The sequence below is a fragment of the Pseudomonas sp. B21-028 genome (assembly GCF_024749045.1).
Classification (GTDB): domain Bacteria; phylum Pseudomonadota; class Gammaproteobacteria; order Pseudomonadales; family Pseudomonadaceae; genus Aquipseudomonas.
In genome coordinates this window covers 545427-568227 of the sequence record NZ_CP087184.1, presented here as the reverse complement: position 1 = coordinate 568227, position 22801 = coordinate 545427, and the positions used below count along the sequence as shown (strand labels likewise).

The window sequence follows — 22801 nt, the reverse complement described above, 5'->3', positions numbered from 1 at the left end:
GGCTCGTTCATAGCTGTTTGCCATGATCTTCGCCAACAGACTTACTCCCTCACTGTTCGAATCACGCGATGCCTGCTCGCTAAATCAGCGCCGCAGCAGCGCCAATAGCTGCTCACAGGCCTCGGCCAGCTCAACCTCACAAGTATTGATCTGGCAGTCCGGTGCAAGCGGCGCTTCGTAAGGGCTGTCGAGCCCAGTAAAGTTTTTGATCCGTCCCGCGCGCGCCTCCCGGTACAGTCCCTTGGGGTCACGCTGGGAACAGACCTCGAAAGGTGTGCTTACATAAACTTCAAGAAAAACCCCCTGGGCAAATAATTGCCGAGCGGCCTCACGGTCCGCTCTAAAGGGGGAGATCGCCGCAACGATGACGATCAGGCCGGCGTCGACCATGAGCCGTGCCACCTCAGCGATACGCCGAATATTCTCCCGACGGGACTCGGCATCCATCCCCAACCCTCGGCACAACCCCTGGCGCAGGAGGTCGCCGTCGAGCAGGGACGTATGCAAGCCTTGTTCGTGTAACCGTAATTCCAGCGCGTTAGCCAATGTAGACTTGCCCGCCCCGGATAGCCCGGTCAGCCAGAAACACTGCGGTCGTTGAGACTTGATGGTCGCCCGAGCCTGCGGGGAGACCGTCTGCGCGCATGACTGAGCAGGCGACTGCCGCGACGATACCTTTGACATCCTGTCCATACCGAACGTCTCCCGCGGTAGTGATTCACCCGCTCTGCCGCACCAGGTCACCCATGCCGACTTACTCGCCGAGCAAACCATGACTTGAGGGGGTTACTTCAACCGACCGTTAATAAGATCAATGATCATCCAGTTGCTGGACATCCAAGGCTCGCACCCAGAAAAGCTCATGCCGGCGTACTGCCTTGCGGAAAAACTCATCTTCCCCGGTGCGAGGCCAGCGACGCCCGGCCAATAATCGCTGAATCATTCGGCGCAACCGTCTCTTGAATGGCGGACGGCCTTGTAGATCATGTTGCATACCCAAGGCCATTGCCTTGTCCATCCGGACTGACTCGTCCAGCACAGGACTCCATAACCCATCGGCCGGCAACGGCTCGATGGCCGGCGGCAAGGCAATACCGTACCCAGCAGGGCCCATGGGCCAACGATCATTGTCATGTAAGTGATTAGCGTAGAGCAACAGCGTACGCGGGCGCCAGCTACCAAGCTCAATTGCCTCCATCAACGCTCGAGTGCTGGCGACATGGTCGCTATGAGGATCCAGCTCGGGATGAGACGTTAGCACTGCGTCGGGCCGGTGATGCTCGAGCAGATACGCCAGATCGGCCACCAGATTATGCCAAGTGGGCTCGCCATCGACGTCGCCCGGCAAACTCAAGCTATTGAACCGACGCACATTACGAATATCGCTTTCGCCTGACTCCAGGGAGCCGAAGCTCTGCTGCGGAGCTTGCGCCATCGCATCCAGTCGCAAACAGTAGTAGCCCAACTGCACGCATTGTTGTTGGGGGACGCCCCCCCATAGAGGGACAGACAGGCTGTCCCAACTACGCAGACGGCCCTTGAGGCGAGCAGCCGCGGTAGCATCCAGACCCATGTCGCGATAATGCTCAGCCTCGATCTCCCCCTGAGTAAGCGTCACAATCGTCACGTCCGACGCCCGACTATAAAGGCCAAAAGCCGCCAGCTCAGCATCATCGGCATGAGGCGCAACGACCAGCAGGCGTTGCTGGCCAAAGTCCGGATTGCTCAACACGTACAAGATTGCATTAGACGCGAGAGTGCAATAGCGTCCACGCAGACTCAAGGTACCAGCAATCAGTCCGACATCCTGTCCAGTCAGGTTGAGGAAACGCTCCCCCGCCACACCACGCTCCAGATCCTGCCGATCATCACCGATCCAAACTTGAGGATCCAGGAACCGACCCAGCCATTGGCTCCTGACTCGTACTTGAAGGATCAGGGTCTGTTGCGTATCGAACTCGTCCGTGACTTGCAGTAGACCGTCCCTCAAGATAACGGGAAAATTCGGCGTACCTGGGGGAAATTCATAGCGATAATCGTCCTCAGGCGCATAGAACAAATGGTCGGAAAACCACGCTTCATGTGCGATCCAGACCAGCAACAGGAACAGCGGCAACAAAACCCAGGAAACGAAAAGACCCAACAATGACGCCACCAGCAGCATGCCGGCCAGCGTTAGGCGCTTGCGTCGACGATGGCGCTTGAGAAGTTGCTGCTTGCGTCCGCTCATGGCTATGCCCTCCCGCTCAAACCTGATAGACCGCAACCCGATGACACCAGCGATCCTTGTATTCGCGATCGGCACGACCGAACGAATAACGTAATGGTTTGCCCAACGCCCGGGCCTGCTCCCAAGCCGTTTGGGTGTTTACAAAGCTGAGCACACTACCGGGGCTGAAATCGCGGCTCTGTGGGTCTACCCCGCCATTGATGTATTCCAGGCTTACCCACTTGGGCGACTCGACCCGGTAAAGGATCTGTATCGCCACCGGCTCGTCGTTCAGGTAAATCAGCGAGCCTGTCATGAACTCGCGCATCAGGCTGAACACCTCGGCCAGATGCACCTTGCCTGGGGCTTCGAAATTCCAGCGGCGCTGGAACAGCTCTGCGTAGATACGCGCCTGCTCGCTGGCACTGAGCTCCAACATCGGGCGGACAATGCCGCCGGCGTCCTCCAGCAAGCGCTGTTCACGGCGCTGGTTGTAGCGGAATTTTTTGCTGTAATCCTCAGGAGCGCGAGCCAGCGCCAGACCTTCAGGTTGTTCGGAAAGGCCGCTGAGGCATGTAGCGTTGAGCGACGACACGTAACGCATGCGATGCCTGACTCGGACCCTTGCCTCTTCGGCCACCGGAAGAATGATTTCGGCATTGCCCAGGTCAAGCATGCAACGCTTGCCTTCGCGCTTGAGCACATCCTTGGACAAGGCCACGTGACGGCCCCAAGTCGGCATGCCCGCACACAGGTGTCCGTCGACGAACCAGCCCAAGTAGCGCACGGGAATGCCCACTAGCCCCGCCAGACGCTCTACCACCTCGGGGTGCGTCGCCACACTGCCGCCGAAGGCCCGCCAGACCTGAGCGTAAGCCGTTGCATCGATGGGGGTCCAACCACTCTCCCGCCAGACCCGCCAGTGACTCAATATCAAACGAAGGACTCCTTCACCGTCTCATCCGCACCATCGACGAAATCCTTCTCGTGCAGGCGCGCATAGAAACCGTTCAGCGCCAGCAACTCGGCATGGGTACCGCGCTCGACAATACGCCCCTTGTCCATCAACAGGATCATGTCGGCCTTTTCGATGGTCGACAAGCGATGAGCGATCACCAGCGTGGTGCGCCCCTTCATGACCTGATCCAGGGCGCCCTGGATATGGCGTTCGGATTCGGTGTCGAGGGCCGAGGTAGCCTCATCCAGAATCAATAGCGGCGCATTCTTGAGCAGAGCCCGGGCAATCGCCAGACGCTGGCGCTGACCACCGGACAGCAACACACCGTTTTCGCCCACCAAGGTATCGTAGCCTTGGGGCATTTGCTCAATGAACTCGGCAGCATAAGCATCTTCGGCGGCCTTGCGCACGTCCTCAAGGGGCGCGCCGGCCAGGTCGCCATAGGCGATATTGTTGGTAACGCTGTCATTGAACAGGGTGACCTGTTGAGTCACCAGAGCGATATGGCGACGCAAATTGGTCAGTTTGTAGTCTTCGATGTCTACGCCATCGAGCAGGATCTGGCCCTGGTCATGGTGATAGAAGCGCGGAATCAGATTGGCCAAGGTTGATTTACCGCTGCCTGAACGCCCTACCAGAGCGATCATCTGTCCTTCTTCGACGGTGAAGGAAATATCATCAAGTACCAGTTTCTCAGTGTCTGGGTAACGGAAGCTTAGGTTACGCACTTCCAGGCGACCACTGACGCGGGCCATTTCCTTGGTACCGATGTCCACTTCCGGCTCTTCGTCGAGCTGCTCGAAAATGCTGTCCGCCGCAGCCAGGCCTTTCTGGATCGTGGCACTGACTTCCGACAACTGGCGGATGGGCTTGGGCAGTAGGCCTGCAGCGGTAATGTACGCGACCAACTCACCAGCAGAAGCGTCGCCACGCAGGTACAACACCAAGTACATTAGTACTGCCATGCCGATGTATATCACCAGTTGCAGCATCGGTGTGTAGATCGATTGGGTACGGGTCATGCCCAAGCTACGGTTCATGTTGTCGGCGCTGGCGTCATGAAAGCGCGAGATTTCATAGTTTTCACCGCCGAAACTACGCACCACGCGGTAACCCTGGATCGTCTCCGAGGCGACATGGGTTACATCGCCCATGGCCACCTGGATTTTCTTGCTCTGTTTACGAAATTTTTTGCTGGCGCTGCTCACCAGCAGCGCAATCACCGGCAAGATTGCCAGTAGTACAAGGGTCATTTTCCAGTTGCTGTAGAGCAGGTAGCCGAACAGGAACACCACAGTCAGTCCTTCGCGGATCACTACCTTGATCGCATCGGTGGCCGCCCCGGTAACCATGGTTACGTTATAGGTGATACGGGAAATCAGGTGGCCGGAGTTATGGTTATCGAAGTAGCGGTTAGGCAGCGTCAGCAAGTTGTCGAACAGGGCACATCGCAGGTCATGGACAACGCCGCGGGCGACTTTGGCCAGGTAGTAGTTGCCCAAGAACGAACCTATGCCCTGATAGACCGCAATCAACACGATCAGAAGGGGCACCCCAAGCACCAGCGAAACGCCCATGAATCGGGTGTCATTGGGTTTTTGCAAGGCATCGAGGAAATGCTTGAGCATGTCCGCCAACATCGGTTGACTGGATGCGAACAGCACGAAGCCGACGATACTGACGGCAAAAGCGCTCCAGTAAGGGAGCACATATTTCAGCAATCGCATGTAGATCTTCATGCTCGATGGCTGGTCGGAATTGGCCATTCGGTTTGCCTCAGACATTTGGAAAGACAGACAAGCTGCAGATTGTAACAGCGAACCCATGACAACACCGGCTCAGTCCGCCCCCCGCCGCAATGCCCGGGCTTGTCCTTCGCTCCACGGTCATGAGCATCAGGTCGTCCCGTTTTGTAGTACAGGTTCCTGGGGGGCGGCAGATCCACGGGCCGCCAACACGAAGCTCAGGGCGATCGGCAACCAAGTAACCAGCCAGTCCGCATTGGGCTTGAGCCACAGTCCGATGCCGTCGGTTAACAGCGATGTAGAGGAAAAAGCCCAAAGCGCCAGTAACGCTTGACCCAACGGCTGTGCGCGGCAAACCCAGCCGCGCCAGCCAGCCGCCAGCCACAGGCAGCCGAACAATAGCAGGCCCGGTACGCCAAGGCGCACGCCGGTGTCGAGGAAGAGGTTGTGAGGATGTTTGAACGCCCTACCGAGCTCCGGAATAAATATCTGGTACTCGGTGAATCCTACCCCCATCACCCGATGATCGAGCATCAACTGAAGACCGCCTTGCCACAACTGAGGTCGATAAGACACGCCACGCTGCAACAAAAGCTCCGGTCGCAATGCTGCCACCCCCACCACCCCGAGGATCACTAGAAAGATCAGCACACCGCCCAACCGGGACGGACGCGCGCCCCCCATTACCAACAGGCACACCCCAAGAGCGATCCACACGCCGCGGGTCTGGTTGAAGCCCAGGAACAGCGCATAACCCAGCACCGGAACCAGCAGCAGCGCCATGATCAGCGGCTTGAAGCGACGGGTTTGCAGGGTAAAAATTCCCAAGATCGCCAGAGCCCCCACCGCATGGGCGGCCATGATGGGCGTGTTCCATAAACCAATGGCGATTACACGGCCGCGCCACGGCTGGACGGATATGCCGTAGAAGTAAATCCAGGAAACGGCTGCAAAAAAGCCACCCAGTATTGACGCATATAGCAACATGGACTCAAGCCGCCATAAACGGTTCTGGGCTGCCAGCAGTACGCCCGTTAAAGTCAAGACGACGTAAAGGGTTACCTTGACCTTGCTCAAGGTATTGTCGCCTCCTTCAACCATGACCACGGCAATCGTCCAGGCCGCAAACAGGGCAAAGAGCATGCACTCGGGCCCTTTTAACATTAAGCGAAAGTCCCTATGTATCAACGCCAACAAGGCGGGAACCCACAACAGAAAGATCATCAGTTGGTGGTAAAGCTTGTTACTGGGCAGCACCCAGGCACCACAGAGCATTACAAGGAGACCTGTTGACGCCCAAATCGCTAATGCGTTCTTGTTGATCAATAGCTTTACTCGCCCTGACATTGAACTTCTCCCAGCATGCGACGAGCGACCCGTTGCAACTGCTCCTGATCGGCGTTCTTCCAACCGCCCTTGATGCAGTAATGCTCGGACAGGTAATGCAGGAAGTTGCGGCGCAGTTGCCCGTTGAGTGACCACCGGGGAAATGCCCGCGCCAGCTCCACCAACTGGTCGGCGCTGTCGGCGTGCATCACCAGCCCCGGCACATTGAAAAACGCATGACCGAGAGTAAGCACTGGCTTGTCCAGCAGCACACTTTCCAGGCCCACCGTCGAATTAATTGTGACCACGAACTGGCTGGCCTCAATCAACTGCTGGGTGGCATTGCCGTTGGCGAACAGCAGGCGATCGTGGGTGCGTGCGTGCAATTCTGGATATGTCTCTCGACTGGAAGGATGCTCCTTGAACACCACGGTCAACCCTGCTTCGGTGGCCAGACGCTCGCCCAGCGCGAAAATTTCACGCATGTTCCGAACCCAGGGCGAGAACAGCCGGACCTGGCTGTCGCGATCATCCTGGAACGGAATGAAGACAAACTGCGCCGGCAAAGCAATCGGAGCCGGACCAGCGCTTCGAGGCGCCCGAGGGATAAGTACTGGTGTGTTCTGGCTTTCCGGCAACGAATACGGGTAGTTCAGATAAAAGCCGGCCTCGCGGGGAACCGAGTTAAGGAAGTTCACGCCCTTGGGATCTACAGTGGTGGTGTCGGGCAGCAGCCCATTCTCGAAAAAGAACGTCTTGCATGCCGCAGGCTTTAGGGCCACTAGCAGACGGCAGTAACGGTGTGATCCGTTCCAGAACGCCAGCACATCGGGGCGCTCCCGATTGAGTAAAGCTTGGGCGCGTAGCGCAATCCAGAACAGTTCAAGCCGTAGCAACAGACGATAGAGGCCGCCGCTGCTCTTGTTCTTGACACGCCGCTCTGCGCATTTTTCCTCGATCAGGGAGGTCCAGTCGATGTTCGAAACAACCCGAGACACTCCAGACAACATGGGCCATGGCATCTGGGCTGGAGTAACGACTTTACCTTGAAGCTCGGTCTCATTGAGGAGACGATTGAAGTACAGGCCCTGATGCTTGGCCAAGGAAAGGAAAAGCATTTTCGTCATGGAGTGTCCAAAAATAGGCAGCTTCGAGCGAATGCCTCTTATAAAAAGGCGCAACAGTATACCACAGCGGTTTTTTGCGACATGCACACTGCGGTAACATGCTCGGCCGCCCATTCCATCAGGCCAAGCCTTGGAGCCTTGATGCAAAAGCTCGACCATAACTCATACCTCAGCCTGCGCGAAGGCGCCAACGTTCTCGAGGCCGATAGGAAAGGGGAGAAAGTGCTGCGCCTGACTGACGGCTCGATTCTCAAGCTGTTTCGCCGCAAGCGGCTGCTGACATCGGCGCTATGGGCTCCTTACGCCGAGCGCTTCGCCGATAATTGCCAGACTCTGCGCGAACGTGGCATTGAGTGCCCCCAAGTCCGTCAGGTCTACCGCATTCCCGACATTGAGCGTGACGCCGTTCACTACGACCCCTTACCTGGCCGCACCCTACGCCAATTGTTGGATGCGGAAGGTCATGATGACCTTCGGGCACGTCTCGGTGCATTCGTAGCGCAGCTGCATCAGGCCGGCATCTATTTTCGCTCCGCCCACTTAGGCAACTTGGTACTGACCCCAGAAAACACTCTGGGGCTGATCGATATCGCCGACCTGCGCGCCTATCCCAAGCCGCTGCGCAAGAGTCTGCGTCTGCGCAACTTCAAACACATGTTGCGTTATCGTCAGGACCGCGAGTGGCTGCTCAAGGACAACCAATTCCTTGAACATTACCTGGGCGGACAAAACGTGTGCGATGCTCGGGAGTTGAACGTGGTCCTGGGCGCCTGAACCATCCAGACACCCGCCTCAACCAGCGGCAGGGAGCGGGACGGTTTCGAAATCGATAGCAGGATCCACACCGCGCAGCAGGTCATCGACCAACTGAACCGTCTTCGAAAGCCCCTGAGAACCGTGCGCAAGGTGATAATCAGCAAAGCGCCGGGCCTGCTCCACCTGCCTCAGGTAATCCTGCTCGACCCATTGCAACTGACAGGAAAAGGCCGCCTGATCGCAAACCTGCGGCCCGAAAAACAAGGAGTGGGAAAAGAGATCCACGTCCCCACTGGCGTTTACGTGGATCACAGGCCGCCCCGCCAGGCCAGCCTCGATACCAGCATTGGACATGATATTGACCACCACGCTGGCCTGGGCCAGGGCTTGCGCCAGTGAACATTGGCTATTGAGCAATTCGATGTGGGGGAACTGCTGCGCGGCGGCACCCCAAAATTGCGCCTTGCTCCGCGGATGCCGCTTGAACAATATGCGATAGTCCGGATGCTGCGCGGCCCAATCGCGCAACAGGCGATAGGTCTCTTGGTAACCTGCCTCTTTTTCCCGGTCGGGGCCAACCCCGAGGATTAGCAAAGTACGTAGCGCTGGATCGGCGACAGGCAGGTTATAGGTCTCATCGGCCAGGTAGGAACCCACAAGCACCGCGGTGGATTCACCGAATCGCATCTTACGTTTCTGCAAGGCCATTAGTGAGCTGCTGCCGAACAGGCCGTAATAGTCGTAGTCGTTCATCGACAGGCGTCGGGAGGCTTCCAGCGTAGCGGCATGGGCCAGATGCAATAGACGAGCACCCCGAGCCGCCAGTGCCAGGCGCAGGAAAGGCGCGTGCAGGCTGCCGTTGCGCTCATTGATCAACACCGTAGGCTGGTACGTCACCACCAACCATTGAGCATGGGCGGCGTACGCCAGGTAACGTAAAGGTACGGGCTCTGGCGGCACCAGGAGCATACGCTCGGCACAGGCATCCGACGACGAGCGCAACGCCGCCTCGGTCAATTGATGCCCACGCCTGCGCAGAGCGTCGATCAGGAGATTTTTGCGTTGTAAAGCCATGGACTTGGGTGCCGAATGCAGCAGTAACACCTCGCAGGGAGCAATCTCCACCGAACGTCTCAGGCACGCTCTGGCGCGAAGCCCGATGGCCACGTCCACCAGCACATCACGGATCAATCGCAGCAGACTGGCACAGAAACCATGGCGCTCGCGCAGCAGCTTCCATCGATAACGGTCCAGCTCGCGGGCTTTGCGTGCCCAACTTTCGTCAACCCGGATGCGGCTTTCTTGGCGAGATTGCCTCTTCATCTGAACAACAACCGAATGGCCTTGCGGGTGTAAGACCAACGCACGAGCGAGCGGATGTCGATGCGCACCGCTTCGGCATAAAAGGTCTTGGCCTTGGCGTACTCACCAGCGCTGTAGCAATCGCGGAACAGCGACAGACAACGTTGCGCCATAAACGCCTTGCGCAAGTCTTGCAAGTGCGGCTGGCGTGCCGGTGAAAACACTTCGTCGACCATCCCCACCCCGGCCGCCAAGCTTTGCTTGAGGTCATGACGCATGCTGTCGTCGTGCTTGTGGATCAGCGCCAGCGGCTGGTCAAGTACGCTGCAGGTGAAACCTGCCAACACCTGGGCAAACACCGGAATATCCTCGACGTTATGCAAATGTTCAGGGTAATTGCCCGGGCCGAACACTTCGCGGTGCATCACACAGGCACCATTGGACAGCGACATCGTTTTTTCCAGCAAGTAGGCACAAACCCGTTTCCGCGGCGTCGCAGGCAGTGGCCTGACGCAGTGTCGGACGCGCCGCCCATCGGCGAACACCGACCAATGCCCGCCAATGATCATGCGACTTTCGGGATGACAGGCAATATGCCCGGCCACCATTGCCAGCGCGCCAGGGGCCATCTCATCATCGGCGTCGAGAAAAATCAGGTAGTCCCCCCTAGCCTCTTCGATCCCGCGATTGCGCACCGAAGACAACCCTCCATTGGGCTTACGCAGCACCCGGAAGATGCCGCCATGTTTCGCCAACAGCCGCTCCAGGACTTGCGGCGTCGCGTCCGTGGAACCGTCATCGATTACCAGCAGTTCAGCCTTGGAATCCCCCAACTGCGCTACCACCGAGTTCACCGCACGCGGCAAGGTTTCGGCATAGTTATAGGCGGGTATTACAACGCTAACCAAAACCTCAGTCATAAGCATCCACGCTGTCTTTGACCACCAGAATGTCTTCCATGATCAAGTATTGCAGGTCAGAGCCATAGAACATGTTCAGCGCGTCGGTCGGTGAGCAGATCATCGGTTCGCCGCGGCGGTTGAGCGAGGTGTTCAGGGACACGCCGTTGCCTGTCAGGACTTCCAGGGCTTTCATCATGTCGTAGTAGCGCGGGTTGTATTCGCGCTTGAGCACCTGGGCCCGGGAAGTACCGTCCTCATGGACAACTTCCGGCACGCGGGTTTTCCACTCTTCGGCCACTTCGAACGTGAAGGTCATGAAGGGTGCGGGATGATCGACCTTGATCATCTGCGGCGCGACGGTGTCGAGCATCGACGGGCAGAAAGGCCTCCAGCGCTCGCGGAACTTGATCTGCTCGTTGATGCGATCAGCCACGCCGCTGGCGCTCGGGCAACCGATGATCGAGCGACCGCCCAGGGCGCGCGGGCCAAACTCCATGCGGCCCTGGAACCAGGCCACCGGGTTGCCGTCGACCATGATCTTGGCAATGCGCTCGGGGGTGTTATCGATCTTGCGCCACGCCGGTTTGCTCGGATGACGGGCGCAGGCGGCGATCACGTCTTCGTTGCTGTAGGCCGGGCCGAGGTAGACGTGTTCCATCTTCTCCACGGGCACGCCACGGGCATGGGACACATAGGCGGCCGCGCCCACCGCGGTACCGGCGTCGCCGGAAGCCGGCTGCACGAACAGCTCCTTGACGTCGTCACGGGCGATGATCTTCTGGTTCAGCTTGACGTTCAACGCACAACCGCCGGCGAAAGCCAGCTTGCCGGTTTCCTTGAGCACGTCGCCCAGGTAGTGGTCGATCATCTGCAGCGCGAGTTTCTCGAACAGCGCCTGCATGCTGGCCGCGTAATGGATGTACGGCTCGTCGGCGATATCGCCTTCGCGCTTGGGACCGAGCCATTCAATCAGCTTCGGCGAGAAGTAGAACCCCTTGCCCTTCTCTTTATAGCGGCGCAGGCCGATCACGTTGGCGTATTCGGTGTTGATCACCAACTGGCCGTTCTCAAACGAGGCCAGGCGCGAGAAATCGTACTTGCTGGCATCGCCGTAGGGCGCCATGCCCATGACCTTGAATTCGCCGTCGAGCATTTCAAAGCCAAGGAATTCGGTGATCGCACCATACAGACCGCCCAGGGAGTCCGGATCGAAGAATTCCTTGATCTTGTGGATCTTGCCGTTTTCGCCGTAGCCGAAGAAGGTCGTGGCGTACTCACCCTTGCCGTCGATGCCCAGGATCGCGGTCTTTTCCTGGAAACCCGAGCAGTGATACGCGCTGGAGGCGTGGGCCAAGTGGTGCTCGACCGGCTCGATCTTGATCTTTTTCGGATCGAAGCCCAATTGCTCCAGGCACCAGACGATCTTGCGGCGATAGCGCTTGTAGCGACGGTTGCCCATCAAGATCGCATCAAGGGCGCGGTCCGGGGCATACCAATAGCGCTTGGCGTAGTGCCAGCGCGCCTCGCCGAACAGGCTGATCGGCGCGAACGGAATTGCCACCACATCCACATCGGATGGCTTGATGCCGGCCTGCTCCAGGCAGAACTTCGCCGACTCATAGGGCATGCGGTTCTTTGCATGTTTATCGCGTACGAAACGCTCTTCCTCGGCCGCCGCGATCAGCTTGCCGTCTATGTACAGCGCTGCGGAAGGATCATGGCTAAGGGCGCCGGACAGGCCAAGAATCGTCAATGCCACAGGGTCTAGCCTCTTAAGTCTGCATACGGGCGACAAGCGCCGCGAAAAATGAATGTGCCGCTCGCCGGGGCGTTGGGCAGCTAAAGGGCGGGATTATAGCGTAAAAGCGACGGTAAGCCGCTAGCGGTGAGTGGCGAGCGCCTGGTGCCTGTAAAACCTGGGCAGTCCTGAATGCTCAGGTGCCTGGTACTCCGTCCTTCGCGAGCAGGCTCGCTCCCACAGTACGCTGCAGACTAATGTGGGAGCGAGCCTGCTCGCGATAGGGCCGCAGGCCCGATTCAGGACTCGCCGGAAATATCCTTGGGTAACCGCTGATCAATCACCCGAAACAACGCACTACTTTCAGGCCAATTGCGCATGAACCGCGCCCGATCCCGGGAATAGGCCGGGGCGAAGCTGGCGTCGGTGCGGTGCTGGCACATGGAATCCAGGTCGATCAGTGCCCAGCGATCCTGCTGCCAGAACAGGTTGTGTCCCTTGAGGTCGCCGTGGCTGATGCGCTCGCGGATCAGGTCGGCGAACAATCGGTCCAGCGCCAGCAACTCGGCTTCGGGCGCCTCGCCACTTTCGACGTAAGGGGCAAAGCGTTCGATGATGTCCGGCCCCGACAGATATTCGGTCACCAGGTAGGCACCACGCCGCAGCCACAGGAAGCGCTTTTCCAGCAACGCCAGGGGTTTGGGGGTGGCGATGCCGAGAAACGCCAGGCGATGGCCTTCGCGCCAGGAATGCCAGGCACGACTGGGACGCCAGAAGCGCTTGAGCCAATGGGCGAAATTCTTGATGTTGTAGCGTTTGATGACCAGGGTACGGTCGCCCACCTCGACTTTGCCGACACTCGCCGCGCCACCGGTCTTGTACAAGTGGCCCTGGTCCAGCAAGGCATCCGCCCGCTCCAGCACCGGTATCATGGCCGCTTCTTCGTCACGCCGGATCGCCCGCAGGCCGAAAGCCCCACGTTGCACACTGAACAGGCTGCATTCGCGCCCGACCTTTTCCAGGAAGTCGTTCAGCCGCCAGGCCTGCACCTTGTCGATCTGTTTCTGCAGCGCCTCCATGGGCAGTGCGTGTTCGGCGTTGCCCAGCAGATAGTGCACCAGCAACTCTTCGGTGAATGGCTCGATGGACTTGGGTAACTGGGCGAAAAACACCCCAAGATTTTCCAACACCTTTTGTCGCGACAAGGGCTGCCCCGGCGTCTCGGCACGGATGCCGGCACCGTCGATCAAATAGAGTTGACCGTCGTGGCGCAGCAGGTTGTCCAAGTGCAGGTCTTCCTGCCACAAACCTTTGCCATGCAGTTGTGCAATGACCCCCAAGGCCTCGGCCAGCACCGCCGCTTGCTCGTCGGCCAACAGCGGCAGGTGCTCGACCTGTTTCCAGGCATCCCCCAGGCTTTCGGCGCCTTCGAGTAACTCGAACAACAACCAACCGCCCTCGCCATCTTTCAGACCGTCGGCCAACAACAACGGCGTCGTCAAACCCTGTTCCGCCAGCAGGCGCACGCCTTGCAGTTCGCGCTGGAAATGCCGGGCGGCCTTGCTGCCGACCAGCAATTTGGCCAGTACCGGGCGGCCGCGCCAGACGCCGGCACCGACATAACGCTGGCCCGGCAACACCCGCAACAGCGACAGCAACTGCAATTGCGCCGGGCCGGCGGCATCGGCCAGCGCCAGGCTCAGGGGCAGGCCGGGACTGCGACCGGCGCTTTTCAATTCGGACAAAAACATCAACGGGCTTCCTTGTGGCTGCGCCGGGCGGTCAGGCGGGTCAACCAGCGGTCGACCAGAGCGGCGTCCGGCGGCTGGTCCAGATAGGTAGCCAGCAACTGGCGAACCTCGCCCTCATTCCAGACTGACGCGCGACGCAGCAAAGGCTCAAGATCCTTGATCCTGTCGCGCTGACCGAACAGCAGCGGGCGGGTCTTCTCCAGGTCGATCAACTGCGCCTGATAGCCGTCGACAGTCGCTTGCAGAAAGATGTGCTTGGGGTAAAAGCAACCGTGGACCTGACGCATGCCGTGCAGGCGTCGCGCCAATTGACCACAGGCCTTCAGGATGGTCGAACGGTGTGTCGCTGTCAGCGCCGACCACCCCTGCAATAGCGAATCCAGGTCACTCCAGCCATCCAGGGCCCGCGTCAGCAGGATTGCCCGCACCTCGCCGTCGATCTTGCGCTGGCCGTAGAACACCGCTTGCAGGGCCGGTATTCCCAGCTGGCGATAATGGCTGATGTTGCGAAACTCCCGGGAAAAACTTGGCTCACCTAAGGGGTGGGACAAGGTCCGCGTCAGGTAATTGCTCTGGCGCTTGAGGTAATAGCCCCGCCCTTCCAGTTCCAACCGGAACACACTGCTCCAGCCGTCTCCCGAAGTGTTGGGTTCGTCCACCGCGTCCAGTTGCCGGGACCACAGGGCCTCGAAACTGTCCAGGCCGTGGCGCTCCAGCAATGGCCGGTCTTCAGCGGCCAGGAAATCAGTCATTCACGCCCCTCGAAAAATCTCACCACGTGACGAATGCGTTTCTTGTCGCACCTGTCGAGTCGGTCGCGTTGGCGGTATTGCAGATAGAAACGCAGGCGCTGGGTGGCCGACAAGTGATACTTGGCGACTTTATCCAGGCATGCCAGGTCCTTGGTGATGCGGTAATTGAGCCAGAAGCCACGCCAGAAATCACCGTTCGGGCAGTCGATCAGGAACAGCTGTGACTGATCGTCGATCAGCAGATTGCGCCACTTCAGATCGTTATGGGTGAAACGATGCTCGTGCATGGTCCGGGTGTAGCCAGCCAGTTGCCGACTCACTCCATCGACCCAGGTGCGATCGGCCAACCGCGGGTCGTGACGATCGGCCAGGGCCGAGAGGTCTTCGGTGTGGGGCAGTTCGCGAGTGATCATCGCACCCCGGGCATAGGACGCGCCGTGACGCTCCAGGCCCCATGCCACGATCTCGGCCGTGGGGATGCCCCACTTGGCAAAGCGCTTGAGGTTCTGCCATTCGGACTTGACTCGCGGCCTGCCCAGGTAACGGCGCAAGCCCTTGCCGGCGCCGACGTAGCGCTTGACATAGTAGTTCACGCCATTGCGCTGTACGCGGATCACCTCCGACAGCGGGTCGCGGGTCAAGCGCTCCCCTTGCAGGGCAAACACAGCGTCGAGGCTGCCGAAATCCTGCGCCAGCTCGGCGTAGGCCGGTTCCAGTTTCCAACCCGACATCAGAGCGCATCCCCGTATCGCTGTTTACGGGCATAGAGCTTGTTGGCCTTGGCGTCGAGCCAGCTCAACAGTGCGGCCTCCTGCGCCAGGATCCGGCGCAGCGGCTGCTGAAAGTAGCCCTTCAAAAAGCGCAGCTTGTCGCGACGGGTCAAGCCGATGTCCAGCGCCGAGAAATACAGCGCAGCCAGGTCCTTGTTGCGCCAGCGGGTGGTGATGGCCGGCCGGGTCTGGGCGCGGTGCAGGTCGATCACCGAGAGCTTGAAATCCTGTGGGGACACCGGTTTGTCGGTGTGCAGCAGAAAATGGCAGATGTAGCAGTCGCGATGGTTGACCCCGGCACGGTGCATCATGCCGGTCATGCGCGCCACTTCGGCGATCAGCGCCCGCTTGAGCGCCGGCTGCGGCGGATGCTTGACCCAGTCGATACTGAAGTCTTCGAGGCTGATGGTCGGCGCCAGCTCTTCGGTAACGATGAAGGAGTGCTGGTCCGCCGGGTTCTGGCCCTTTTCGCCATACGCAACGGCGGTCATGGTCGGCACGCCGACTTCCTGCAAGCGCTGGATGGCTTTCCACTCCTGCCCCGCACCGAGGACCGGCAGCTTGGCGGTGACCAGGTTCTTGAGAATCTCGCCCCAGCCGATGCCCCGGTGGATCTTCACGAAGAATCCGCGCCCGTCCACCTCCGTGCGCAAGGTGCGCCGGGCTTCGAGTTCACGATAGACCTCGCCCTTGAGTGCCTCGACTTCGGCGAACGCATCGCGCCCGGCCCAAAGGCTCTTGAACGGTTCGGCCAGCATCAATTTCATTACGGGTGCTCCGCCAATATCACATCGGCCGCGTGCTGCGGCATGCTGTAGAGGTCGGCCGTTTCAGCGAAGGCCAGACCATTGCGGCTCCAGGCCGCCCGCGCCTCGGCATCACCCAGCATCCGCTCCAGGTACTTGGTGAGCTGCGCCTGTTCGAACGGTTCGTCCAGCACCAGTCCACTGTCGGCCTCGGCGATGTAATGGGCGTACCCGCATACCGCGCTGACCAGTACCGGCAACCCGGCCACCAGCGCTTCGAGCAGCACGGTACCGGTGTTCTCGTTGTACGCCGGATGGATCAACAGGTCGGCGCCCAGGAGGAAACGCGGGATATCGCTGCGCCCCTTGAGGAACCGCACATTGTCACCGAGCCCCAACGCGGCGCTTTGCAACTGGAATACCTTGGGGTCGTCCTGGCCGATTACAAACAGCCGGGTACGTTTTTTCAGTTCGGCAGGCAGCGCGGCGAGCGCCTTGAGGCTGCGGTCCACGCCCTTGGTCTTGAACCCGGACCCGATCTGCACCAATAGCAGATCGTCATCGGCTAGCTCGAACTCGGCACGGAACGCGGCACGAATCGCATCGGCATCGGCGGGTCGGCGACGGTCCTGGGCAATGCCCGGCGGCAACAGATGAAAACGCTCCAGCGGCGTGCCGTAATGTTTGATGAACAGCGGCTGCTGGACTTCGGAAATCATCAGCACATCTGTCTTGGCGTCCCTGGCGAACACTGCTCGCTCGTACTCGGCGAAGTGCCGGTAGCGACCCCAGCGCCGATACAGGGAATTGCGCAGGGTCTGCGCCTTGTCTTCGAAACAGCCGTCGGCGGCGTAATAGACGTCCAGGCCGGGCATCTTGTTGAAGCCGATCAGACGGTCCACCGGGCGCTTGGCCAGGTCGGCTTCCATCCACGCGCTGAGTTTCTCGTTGCGACGGTGGTTGAACAACGCCTTGACCGGCGCCACCAACACTTCAAAACCCGGCGGAACGTCACCTTCCCATATCAACGTATAGACACGGATCTGATGACCACGCCGCTGGCACTCCAGGGCGATGCGCATGAAGTCACGTTGCAGGCCGCCAAAAGGAAAGTATTTATAAAGGACAAAAGCCAATTGCATCAGCGCGGCTCCTCAGCCAATAACGTGCTCAGGTGGCTGGCAACACGCTCGGGGTTCAGTCGCGTAAAGCACAAGGGCTGCTCGCGTTTCAGGTCAAACAGACGGGCATCTTCGGCGGTCGGCGGATAAGTGCATTGTTTCTGCATGCAGGGCGCACAGGGGAAATCGCTGGCGAGATGGATCTGGCCCTTGCCATAGGCGCCGGTCAGCACCGGGTTGGTGGGGCCGAGCAGTGAGATAGTCGGCACGTCCAGGGCGGCGGCCAGGTGACCGAGGCCAGTGTCCACAGCCACACAGGCCTGGGCGCCGGCCAGTATCTTGCCCATCCCGCCCAGGTTCAGTTTCGGCAACACCAGGGCGTTGCGCAGCCCTTTGGCGATGCGTTCGGCCCGGGCCTTTTCCAACGGACTGCCCCACGGCAACTTCACCACTACGCCGAACTGGCCCATGCGCTCGGTGAGCTGGCGCCAATACAACTCCGGCCAGTGCTTGGACTCCCAGGTCGTGCCATGCAGGAATACCACATAAGGATATGCGCGCGGCAGCTCCACCAGGCGATCGACGCTCAGGCCGTAATTGCCCAGGCTCTGGGGCAAGTCGTAGCCCAGCGCCACGGCGAACAGTTGGCGCACGCGCTCTACCGCATGTTGACCGCGTGCCACCGCCAGGCGACGGGAATAGAAGCGCGCCGCCAGGGGTTCACGGGCTGAGTTTTTATCCAGGCCAGCCACCGGGGCCTTGACGTAGCGGGTCAGCCAGGCGCTTTTCAGCAGGCCTTGGGCGTCGATGACCAGGTCGTACTTTTCGGCGCGCATGCTTTGCTTGAAGCGGCGCCACTCGCCACTTTTGATGGTTTGCCAGAGGTTCTTGCGCCAGCGACGGATCGCCACCGGGATGACCTTGCCCACCGCCGGGTGCCAGGTCGGAATCTCGGCGAAACCTTCTTCCACCACCCAATCGAAGCGGATGCCGGGAATCGCCCGCGCCGCGTCGGTCAACGCCGGCAGCGTATGGACCACATCGCCCAGCGAAGAGGTCTTGATCAGCAATACCCGCAAGTTACTGGACCTCCACGGGAGAGCCCTGCAAACGTGCCAGGGCATCGTTCACCGACGACGGCATGAGCTGACGCAGGCAATTGTAATGACCGAAGCGGCAGGTACGGTCGAAGCACGGGCTGCATTCGATGCCCAGGCGCACGACTTCAACCTTGTCGGCCAGTGGCGGCGTAAAGCCTGGCGAGGTGGAGCCGTAAACGGCCACCAACGGACGGTTCAGCGCGGCGGCCACGTGCATCAGTCCGGAATCGTTGGACACCACCGAATCGGCACAGGACAACAGGTCGATGGCCTCGGCCAGGGACGTATCGCCACTGAGGTTTACCGACTCTTCCCGCAGGCCCGGAATCAGCCGCGAGCGAATGTCTTCGCCCACCGAATGATCGTTTTTCGAACCGAACAGCCAGACTTGCCAGCCTTCGCGGATCTTCGCCTCGGCCACCTGGGCGTAATGATCCGCCGGCCAGCGCTTGGACTCGCCGAACTCGGCGCCTGGGCACAGCGCCAACACCGGGCGGTCCAGGCTCAGACCGAACTTGGCCAGCGCCGCTTCGCGGGTCACCGGGTCGATCTGCAGATCAGGGCGCGGGTAGGGCCTGGGCAGTTCGGCACCCGGCGCATAGGCCAGGGCCATGAAACGCTCGATCATCAGCGGATAGCGATCTTTGTCCAGCGTGCGCACATCATTGAGCAGGCCATAGCGGAACTCGCCGCGCCAGCCGGTACGCTTGGGGATGCCGGCAAAGAACGGCACCAATGCGGACTTCAACGAGTTGGGCAACAGGATCGCCTGGTCATATTGACCGGCCAGGGACTTGCCGATGCGTCGACGGGTCGCCAGCTCCAGCACACCGTGACCGAGCGGAAAGCTCAAGGCCTTGCGTACTTGCGGCATGCGCTCCAGGATCGGCCGGCTCCACTCGGGGGCCAGGACGTCGATTTCGCACTGTGGGTGGAGCTGTTTCAGGCACTGGAACAGTGTCTGCGCCATCACCATGTCACCGACCCAACTGGGCCCAACGATCAGAATATTCATGTGCTTTCCAAAAACGATACGGGGAGGCCTACGCCTCCCCGCCTCGAGAATCACTGTGGCCCAGGTCGTTACCTTCTGCCTTCAAAAACACTCTACCCCTGTGGGAGCGAGCTTGCTCGCGAAGGGCCGGCACATCCGACATCAATGCCGCCTGACACTCCGCCTTCGCGAGCAGGCTCGCTCCCACAGGGGGCTTCATCTACCCCAAGTGCATCAAACACCACAAATCCATTGTGGGAGCGAGCCTGCTCGCGATGAGGCCGGCACATTCAACATCAATGCCGCCTGACACAGCGCTTTCGCGAGCAAACCCGCTCCCACATTCAATACTCAACTCAATCCCAGCTCACGCCAAATCCGCAGCACCTGTCGGCGCTCCTCCACGAACTGGTCGCCGGTGATCACCCCGGCTTCTTTCTGCAAGGCCTGGCGGTGAGCGGCGGAACGGTAGGCTTTATAGGCCTCGCGCAGCAGGGCGGCATCTTCGGGCGGCATCAGGCCAACCTCTTGCAACCCCTCCAGGATGCGGATGTTATCGGTGTAGCGCGCCAGCGATGGGTGTTCCTCGGACCACGCCAGGGCCGCGTATTGCACCATAAATTCAATATCGACGATACCTCCGGCGTCCTGCTTGAGATCGAAGGGCGCCGTGGCCTCGAAAGCGTTTGGCGCGGTCCCGGCGGCCGTGGCCTTGCTGCCAAGGTTGTCGCGCATCTTGGCCCGCATCTCGCTGACCTCCTGGCGCAACGTCGGCAGGTCGCGTTTGCGTCCCAGCACCTGAGCCCTGACTTTCTCGAAGGCGTGGCCCACATCCTGGCTGCCCACCAACACCCGGGCCCGTACCAGCGCCTGGTGTTCCCAGGTCCAGGCTTCATTCTCCTGATAACGGGCAAACGCCCCAAGGGAACTGACCAGCAACCCCGACGCCCCGGACGGCCGCAGGCGCATGTCCACTTCATATAGCTGTCCGGAGTTGGTCTGGGCCGTCAGCAAATGGATGATCCGTTGGCCGAGCCGGGTGAAGAACTGTGCGCCGTCGATGGGTTTGGGCCCGTCGGTCTCTGCCTGGGGATCGCCGTCGTGGATGAACACCAGGTCCAGATCGGAACCATGCCCCAATTCCAGGCCGCCGACTTTCCCATAACCGACAATAATGAAGCCTGGGTCACACAGGTTGCCGTCGGTGCGCGACGGTACGCCATGCTTGGTCACCGTCTGGCGCCAGGCCAGGGCCAGGACTTGCTCGAGAATCGCCTCGGCCAGCCAGGTGAGGTAATCGCTGACCTTCATCAGCGGCAGGCTGCCGGCGATTTCCGACGCGGCCACCCGTAGTCGGTGCGCCAGTTTGAAATGCCGCAGGGCTTCCATCTGCTGCTCCAGGTCATCCTCGGGAATCCGCGTCAGGCGTTCGCGCAACTCCGCCGCCAGTTCCGGGGCCAGGGGCGGCTTGAACAGACGACCTTCATTGAGCAACTCATCCAGCAGCAGTGGGAAACGGGTGATTTGCTCGGCGATCCACGGGCTCGCCGCGCACAGCGTCAGCAAGCGCCGCAGGGCACCGGGGTTTTCCGTCAGCAGGACCAGATAGGCCGAACGACGAGCCACCGCCTCCACCAAGGGCAATACCCGTTCAAGCACCAGGTCTGGGTCGGCATGTTCCACCGCCTGGGCCAGCAGACGCGGAATGAACGCATCCAGACGCTCACGCCCCAGGCGCTGCATGGCGCGCAGTTGCGGGCTGGCGCGCAAGACGGCCAGCGTCTTCAGCGCCTTGGGCGCGTCGACAAAACCGCCTTCCTCCAACTGGCGGCATGCGGCCTCTTCATCCTGGCTGTCTTCCCACAACGGCAACCATTCGCCGCCCACCACCACTTCGCTTTCGCTGCCCTCGTCTTCATCCGGATCGGCAATGACCTGGCCAAAATGCCAGGCCACGCGCCCACGCCAATACATCAATTGCTCGTGGAATGCCGCCCAGTCGGCAAAGCCCAGCATGAATGCTATGCGCGCCTGGTCCTGGGGACTGTCCGGCAGCATCTGGGTCTGGCGGTCGGCGATGGCCTGGATGGCATGCTCGGTGTAACGCAGGAATTCATAGCCGTGACGTAGCTCGTCGATCACTTTGGCAGGCAGGTAACCTTGGCCTTCCAGGGTGCTCAGCACTTTCAGCAGTGGCCGCTGTTGCAGGCTCAAGTCGCGCCCGCCGTGGATCAGCTGGAACGCCTGGGCGATGAACTCCACTTCACGGATACCGCCCGACCCCAGTTTGATGTTGTCGGCCATGCCTTTGCGCCGCACTTCCTGCTGGATCAGCTGCTTCATGGTGCGCAGCGCTTCGATGGCGGAAAAGTCCAGGTAACGGCGATAAACGAACGGACGCAGCATGTCGAGCAACTGCGCGCCCGCCACCTGGTCGCCCGCCACCACCCGCGCCTTGATCATCGCGTAGCGTTCCCAGTCGCGCCCCTGGTCCTGGTAGTACTGCTCCAGGGCGTTGAAGCTCAACACCAGCGCACCGGCCGAGCCGTAGGGGCGCAGGCGCATGTCGACGCGGAACACGAAACCGTCGACGGTCATCGGGTCCAGGGCCTTGATCAGGCGCTGGCCAACCCGGATGAAGAATTCCTGGTTATCCAACGGCCGCTTCACGCCAACGGTCTCGCCGCCCTCGGGGTAGGCGAAGATCAGGTCGATGTCCGACGACAGGTTCAACTCCACCGCGCCCAGCTTGCCCATGCCCAGGATGACCATGTGCTGCGCAGCGCCACTGCGTCGACCGGTGGGCGTGCCGAATTGCTGGCAGAGGCGCTGGTACAGCCACTGGTAAGCCTGGTCGATGCAGGTATCGGCCATGTCCGAGAGGTCGCGGCAGGTCTGAACGAGGTCGGCCTTGCGATTCAGGTCGCGCCAGATGATCCGCACCTGTTGGCGGGTACGCTGGCGACGCAGGACGCGCCCCAGTTCATCCTCGCTCTCGGCGGCCTGCACCGTCGCGCCGATCTGCGCGCGCATCTCGCCGGCGGCCAGGTTGCGGTCCAGTTCGCCACTGCGCACCAGATCCAGTAGCATCGACGGCTCGCGCAGGCTCTGCTCGATGACAAAATCACTGGCGGCCGCGACGCGATGGAACTCCTTCCAGCGCTCCGGCGTCCAGGTAGACAACTCGAGGTCGTCGCCCAGCAGAGCGACCGCCGCACGGAACGACTGCTCGGCACGGCTGACCAATGACTGGAGAATTGCCGGCGTTTCGGCAAGCAGGGGCAGGCTCATGGTCTATCCTTGATCGGCGCGGGGAAGGCTGGATGTAGTGTTTTTTCAAAAGCCACTACCTGATTGACTGTCGAACAAAGATGATAAATAGCTGAAAATCTGATTTTATTGGCAGCCGACATCAAGTTTTTACCTGTTCGAGTTAGCAAAAGACCAACAGTAACGATTATTCTCACAACGGAACGAGGGGCCAAAAGCCTTTCATGTGTAGTT

General features: G+C 60.3%; 18 protein-coding genes. 1 reads left to right on the top strand and 17 read right to left on the bottom strand.

Going from position 1 to position 22801, the window contains the following annotated elements; genetic code table 11:
- Window positions 1-84 precede the first annotated feature (84 nt).
- From cysC to LOY35_RS02485, 6 genes are all read right to left on the bottom strand, one after another.
- A complete protein-coding gene (gene cysC, locus LOY35_RS02510; protein ID WP_408981241.1) occupies window positions 85-684 on the bottom strand; it encodes an adenylyl-sulfate kinase in 600 nt (199 codons plus the stop codon).
- A gap of 127 nt (window positions 685-811) precedes the next feature.
- The gene (locus tag LOY35_RS02505; RefSeq protein ID WP_258630333.1) at window positions 812-2230 is read right to left on the bottom strand and encodes a PIG-L deacetylase family protein; all 1419 of its coding nucleotides are present in this window, start codon (window positions 2228-2230) and stop codon (window positions 812-814) included.
- A gap of 16 nt (window positions 2231-2246) precedes the next feature.
- Window positions 2247-3143, bottom strand: a complete 897-nt coding sequence (locus LOY35_RS02500; RefSeq protein WP_258633449.1) for an antimicrobial resistance protein Mig-14 — start codon at window positions 3141-3143, stop codon at window positions 2247-2249.
- The gene (msbA, locus tag LOY35_RS02495; protein WP_258630329.1) at window positions 3143-4933 is read right to left on the bottom strand and encodes a lipid A export permease/ATP-binding protein MsbA; all 1791 of its coding nucleotides are present in this window, start codon (window positions 4931-4933) and stop codon (window positions 3143-3145) included. The genes LOY35_RS02500 and msbA overlap by 1 nt, the downstream gene beginning before the upstream one ends.
- A gap of 129 nt (window positions 4934-5062) precedes the next feature.
- A complete protein-coding gene (locus tag LOY35_RS02490; protein WP_258630328.1) occupies window positions 5063-6238 on the bottom strand; it encodes an O-antigen ligase in 1176 nt (391 codons plus the stop codon).
- Window positions 6239-6243: 5 nt separating this feature from the next.
- On the bottom strand, window positions 6244-7524 hold the full coding sequence (locus tag LOY35_RS02485; RefSeq protein WP_258630326.1) for a capsular biosynthesis protein: 1281 nt from the start codon (window positions 7522-7524) through the stop codon (window positions 6244-6246).
- On the opposite strand from LOY35_RS02485, the gene LOY35_RS02480 reads away from it, so the two are divergent.
- Window positions 7507-8139, top strand: coding sequence for a phosphotransferase (locus LOY35_RS02480; protein WP_258630324.1), 633 nt, complete (start codon window positions 7507-7509; stop codon window positions 8137-8139). The genes LOY35_RS02485 and LOY35_RS02480 overlap by 18 nt on opposite strands.
- Before the next feature lie 18 nt (window positions 8140-8157).
- On the opposite strand, the gene LOY35_RS02475 is transcribed toward LOY35_RS02480, so the two are convergent.
- The 11 genes from LOY35_RS02475 to glnE form a co-directional block, all read right to left on the bottom strand.
- Window positions 8158-9483: a capsule biosynthesis protein gene (locus LOY35_RS02475; RefSeq protein WP_258630323.1), complete on the bottom strand. Its 1326-nt coding sequence runs from the start codon at window positions 9481-9483 to the stop codon at window positions 8158-8160.
- Entirely contained in the window at window positions 9441-10343 is a 903-nt protein-coding gene (locus tag LOY35_RS02470) for a glycosyltransferase family 2 protein (protein WP_258630322.1), read from the bottom strand. Before LOY35_RS02470 ends, LOY35_RS02475 begins: the two co-directional genes overlap by 43 nt.
- Window positions 10336-12084, bottom strand: a complete 1749-nt coding sequence (locus LOY35_RS02465) for a carbamoyltransferase (RefSeq protein ID WP_258630321.1) — start codon at window positions 12082-12084, stop codon at window positions 10336-10338. Before LOY35_RS02465 ends, LOY35_RS02470 begins: the two co-directional genes overlap by 8 nt.
- 278 nt (window positions 12085-12362) lie before the next feature.
- Window positions 12363-13814: a lipopolysaccharide kinase InaA family protein gene (locus LOY35_RS02460; RefSeq protein WP_258630319.1), complete on the bottom strand. Its 1452-nt coding sequence runs from the start codon at window positions 13812-13814 to the stop codon at window positions 12363-12365.
- Window positions 13814-14566 (bottom strand): lipopolysaccharide kinase InaA family protein, encoded by a 753-nt coding sequence (locus tag LOY35_RS02455; RefSeq protein ID WP_258630318.1) that lies wholly within the window; start codon window positions 14564-14566, stop codon window positions 13814-13816. The genes LOY35_RS02460 and LOY35_RS02455 overlap by 1 nt, the downstream gene beginning before the upstream one ends.
- The gene (locus LOY35_RS02450; RefSeq protein ID WP_258630317.1) at window positions 14563-15297 is read right to left on the bottom strand and encodes a lipopolysaccharide kinase InaA family protein; all 735 of its coding nucleotides are present in this window, start codon (window positions 15295-15297) and stop codon (window positions 14563-14565) included. The genes LOY35_RS02455 and LOY35_RS02450 overlap by 4 nt, the downstream gene beginning before the upstream one ends.
- Window positions 15297-16103 (bottom strand): lipopolysaccharide core heptose(I) kinase RfaP, encoded by an 807-nt coding sequence (gene rfaP, locus LOY35_RS02445; RefSeq protein ID WP_258630316.1) that lies wholly within the window; start codon window positions 16101-16103, stop codon window positions 15297-15299. Before rfaP ends, LOY35_RS02450 begins: the two co-directional genes overlap by 1 nt.
- Window positions 16103-17224: a glycosyltransferase family 4 protein gene (locus LOY35_RS02440; protein WP_258630312.1), complete on the bottom strand. Its 1122-nt coding sequence runs from the start codon at window positions 17222-17224 to the stop codon at window positions 16103-16105. The genes rfaP and LOY35_RS02440 overlap by 1 nt, the downstream gene beginning before the upstream one ends.
- Entirely contained in the window at window positions 17224-18282 is a 1059-nt protein-coding gene (gene waaC, locus LOY35_RS02435) for a lipopolysaccharide heptosyltransferase I (protein ID WP_258630308.1), read from the bottom strand. Before waaC ends, LOY35_RS02440 begins: the two co-directional genes overlap by 1 nt.
- A gap of 1 nt (window position 18283) precedes the next feature.
- Window positions 18284-19318, bottom strand: a complete 1035-nt coding sequence (gene waaF, locus LOY35_RS02430; RefSeq protein ID WP_258630306.1) for a lipopolysaccharide heptosyltransferase II — start codon at window positions 19316-19318, stop codon at window positions 18284-18286.
- Between the two features lie 330 nt (window positions 19319-19648).
- Entirely contained in the window at window positions 19649-22588 is a 2940-nt protein-coding gene (gene glnE / locus LOY35_RS02425; RefSeq protein ID WP_258630305.1) for a bifunctional [glutamate--ammonia ligase]-adenylyl-L-tyrosine phosphorylase/[glutamate--ammonia-ligase] adenylyltransferase, read from the bottom strand.
- Window positions 22589-22801 lie beyond the last annotated feature (213 nt).